The organism is Nocardia sp. NPDC101769 (assembly GCF_044766925.1).
Classification (GTDB): Bacteria; Actinomycetota; Actinomycetes; order Mycobacteriales; family Mycobacteriaceae; genus Nocardia.
Genome location: NZ_JBIWMX010000125.1, coordinates 1 through 2,028, shown reverse-complemented (window position 1 = coordinate 2,028; position 2,028 = coordinate 1). Strand labels below are relative to the sequence as shown.

The 2,028-nt window shown below is 67.5% G+C and carries 3 protein-coding genes and 1 pseudogene; 3 read left to right on the top strand and 1 reads right to left on the bottom strand.

What is annotated here, in order from left to right:
- Window positions 1–302, bottom strand: a 302-nt coding sequence (locus ACIRRA_RS45880; RefSeq protein ID WP_402782417.1) for a MarR family winged helix-turn-helix transcriptional regulator, incomplete at its 3' end; no start/stop codon positions are given.
- A 122-nt stretch (window positions 303–424) separates the two neighbouring features.
- On the opposite strand from ACIRRA_RS45880, the gene ACIRRA_RS45875 reads away from it, so the two are divergent.
- The 3 genes and pseudogenes from ACIRRA_RS45875 to ACIRRA_RS45865 form a co-directional block, all read left to right on the top strand.
- A complete protein-coding gene (locus ACIRRA_RS45875) occupies window positions 425–1,186 on the top strand; it encodes an SDR family NAD(P)-dependent oxidoreductase (protein ID WP_402782414.1) in 762 nt (253 codons plus the stop codon).
- A gap of 44 nt (window positions 1,187–1,230) precedes the next feature.
- Window positions 1,231–1,599, top strand: a complete 369-nt coding sequence (locus ACIRRA_RS45870) for a VOC family protein (protein WP_402782411.1) — start codon at window positions 1,231–1,233, stop codon at window positions 1,597–1,599.
- A gap of 22 nt (window positions 1,600–1,621) precedes the next feature.
- Window positions 1,622–2,028, top strand: a pseudogene (locus tag ACIRRA_RS45865) (hypothetical protein); the annotation flags it as partial.

Genomic DNA, 2,028 nt, shown 5'->3' with positions numbered 1-2,028 from the left:
AGCGTGGCATAGGTGTTGCGCCGGTCGGCGGGGTCGGTTTCACGCACGACCAGGCCGTTGCGTTGTAGCCGGTCGACGAGTCGGGTGACACCGCTGGTGGACAGGCCGGTTTGGGTGGCCAGATCGATCATCCGCAGCTGGCGGCCGGGGGATCGGCTCAGTCGCTGTAAGGCGTTCATCTCCAGGCCGGACAGTCCGTGGTCGCGCCAGGTGGGTTCGAGTTTGGCGATCAAGCCTTCATGGGTCTCGAACAACAGCCCCATCACGGTGATGGGGTCACGGTCACTGGGGGCTTCGGTCACTGGTCGAGCGTAGCCCAAACGATTGCCTTGTAGATAGTTGACAAGTGGAACATTCTCTCCAATACTTGCCTTGCGGATGATCCGCAAGGCAAGTATTCACAACGCAAGCATTGGAGAGAGTGATGACCAGCTACCCTGACCTCAACGGCAAGATCGCCCTCGTGACCGGCGGATCCCGCGGTATCGGCGCTACCACCGCCCGTGCGCTGGCAGCAGAGGGAGCACGGGTCGGTGTCGTCGGGCGCGACGCAACAGCCCTGAAACAGGTGGTTACCGACATCACCGCCAGCGGTGGCACCGCCGAGGCGTTCGTCGCGGACCTCACCGACGCGGCCGCGGTCACCCGGTTGCGTGACGAGGTGAGTGCCGCGCTGGGCGAGGTGGATGTGCTCGGAGCCTTCGCGGGTGGTCAGGGATTCCCCGCGCCGACACCCTCGCTCACCGAGCAGCGCTGGCGTGAGGTCCTCGATTCCGAACTGACCTCGGCTTTCTTGACCGTGCAGGCCTTCCTTCCGTCGATGATCGATCGGGCCCGCGGATCGATCCTGCTGATGTCGTCCTCGGCCGGACGACAGCCCGGCCAGGCGAACCTGGCCTACGGGGTGGCCAACGCGGGCCTGGTGATGCTCGCCCGTCATCTGGCCGGCGAGGTCGGCCCCCACGGCGTCCGGGTCAACTGCCTGGCGCCGTCGTCGATCCTGACCGAGACCGTCGAAGCCCGGATGCCTGATCAGGTCAAACAGCAGGTGGCCGACATGCACCCGCTGCGCCGCATGGGCACTCCCACCGACGTCGCTCAGGCCGCGCTGTTCCTGGCTTCGGAAGCCTCGTCCTACCTGACCGGACTGACCGTCGATGTGGCCGGCGGGCGCATCACCAATTGACCCGCACCAACTGGCCACACACCCGCGGACAAGGACAGCCCCTCATGAGCATCACCTTCGACCACACCATCATCTGGGCCACCGACAAGGCCGCGTCAGCGACCTTTCTGGCCCATATCCTCGGTGTCGAGGTCGGTCCGCGCACCGGCCCGTTCCTGCCGGTCCGGCTCGATAACGACGTGACCCTCGACTACGCCGACACCGCCGAACCCCGCCCTCAGCATTACGCCTTCACCGTCGACGCTGTGCGCTTCACCGCGGCGCTGGCTCGCATCCAAGCCGCAGGCGTGCCCTACTACGCGGACCCGTTCCACCGCCTACCCGGCCGCACCAACAGCGACACCGGGGGTCGCGGAATCTATTTCGCCGACCCCGACGGCCACAACATGGAACTGCTGACCACCCCCTGCTGAACCTCACGCCAAGGACACCACCATGACCTCCACCATCGCCATCACAGCCACCACCCGCCGCACCGAACCGCGCACCTCGGCTCGCCTCGCCGTCTCCGCATTCGCCGTAACCACCCTCGGCTACGCGATCACCAACAAGTCGATGCCCCATCCCGGGGCGACCGCAACGACGATCCGCGCCTACACCGACGGCCACCACGCCACCGTCCTGGTCGGCAGCCTGCTGCTCATCGCATCGGCCGCCGCGCTGGCGGCAGCCGCCGCCGTCCTTCGCCGCGCAGCGCACGCCGGCACGGCCATCACCACGGCGGTGCTCGGGGCGATGCTCGCGGCCGCCGCCTTGACCATCAGCGCACTCGCCACCGTGATCTCGGCCCGGCCCGGCCTCGACGACGCGACGGTGACCGCCTGGGCGCATGGCGCGTTCCT

Coding starts and splice junctions, on each gene's coding strand:
- ACIRRA_RS45875 (WP_402782414.1), top strand. CDS start 425: ATGACCAGCTACCCTGACCTCAACGGCAAGATCGCCCTCGTGACCGGC.
- ACIRRA_RS45870 (WP_402782411.1), top strand. CDS start 1,231: ATGAGCATCACCTTCGACCACACCATCATCTGGGCCACCGACAAGGCC.